The sequence below is a fragment of the Acinetobacter ihumii genome (genome assembly GCF_900625095.1).
Classification (GTDB): Bacteria; Pseudomonadota; Gammaproteobacteria; order Pseudomonadales; family Moraxellaceae; genus Acinetobacter; species Acinetobacter ihumii.
Map to the genome: position 1 here is coordinate 1 of NZ_LR130775.1, position 1,282 is coordinate 1,282.

Here is a 1,282-nt window from a genome sequence, read left to right on the forward strand (position 1 = left end):
AGAGATGGATCCGTAAATTTGAACAACTCCTATAAGTGATATTCTGCTCCTCAAATGATGTTATAAACATCAATATATGGAGTATTTTATGGCACGTAGACCAAGAAGAAATCATTCAAATGATTTTAAAGCTAAGGTAGCACTTGCTGCGATTAAAGCAGAAAAAACACTTGCTGAATTGAGTGCTGAGTTTGATGTTCATCAAAACCAAATTATTGACTGGAAAAATCAATTGATCTCAGCTTCCTCGCAAGCTTTCGATCAATCAAAAGCTCCAACAGAACCACCCATCGATCTAAAAAAACTACATGCAAAAATCGGTGAGCAGGCATTAGAAATTGATTTTTTAGAAGGTGTGTTGAAGAAACTGGGCCGCTTCAACCACAAAAGTTAATCGACGACTCACTTCAGATTTCAGTATCTAAGCAAGCTAAGCTGCTGAAAGTCTCCCGTGGTTGTTATTACTATCGCCCAAAACCTGTGAGTGCATCAGATCTGAAGCTGATGCGATGTATTGATGAATTACATATGCAATATCCTTTTGCAGGCAGTCGTATGATGCGTGATTTGTTGAATCGTCAAGGACATCATATAGGACGACGTCATACACGTACTTTAATGAAGAAAATGGGTATTCAGGCGTTATATTGCAAACCAAATTTAAGCCAGGCTAATCAAGCTCACCGTAAATATCCATATCTGCTCAAAGGATTGGCTATTCAGCGCAGTAATCAAGTGTGGTCTACGGATATAACGTATATCCCTATGGCAAAAGGCTTTGTTTATTTATGTGCTGTGATTGATTGGCATAGCCGCAAGGTACTTGCGCATAGAGTATCGATTAGTATGGAGGTGGATTTTTGTATTTCGGCTTTAAATGAAGCGATTGAAAAATATGGTCGACCTGAAATATTTAATACAGACCAAGGCAGCCAGTTTACCAGTGATGCATTTATTGATGTATTGAAATCAAATGGCATTCAAATCAGTATGGATGGTAAAGGTCGATGGGTAGATAATGTGATGGTTGAACGATTATGGCGGAGCGTTAAATATGAAGAGGTGTATCTCAAAGCTTATAGCAGTGTCACAGATGCGAAAAAGCAATTAAGTGCATATTTTGAGTTTTATAATTTGAAACGACCTCATTCGAGTCTAGACAAAATGACACCAAATGAGTTTTACTATGATCAGCTACCCCAACAAAACAAGGTGGCTTAACTAGAGCGGAATATCACTTATAAATACGCTTTTAGTTGTTCAAACAAGTGGGACCACCTCT

The 1,282-nt window shown here is 38.1% G+C and carries 1 protein-coding gene; it reads left to right on the forward strand.

What is annotated here, in order from left to right; genetic code table 11:
* The first annotated feature begins 88 nt into the window (after window positions 1-88).
* Window positions 89-1,221, forward strand: a protein-coding gene (locus tag E0D95_RS15465; RefSeq protein WP_223155595.1) for an IS3-like element ISAba14 family transposase whose coding sequence is annotated in 2 segments (ribosomal slippage) — window positions 89-341 and window positions 341-1,221 — 1,134 coding nt in all. Because the reading frame shifts where the segments join, the coding sequence is not laid out codon by codon here.
* The last annotated feature ends 61 nt before the right edge of the window (window positions 1,222-1,282 follow it).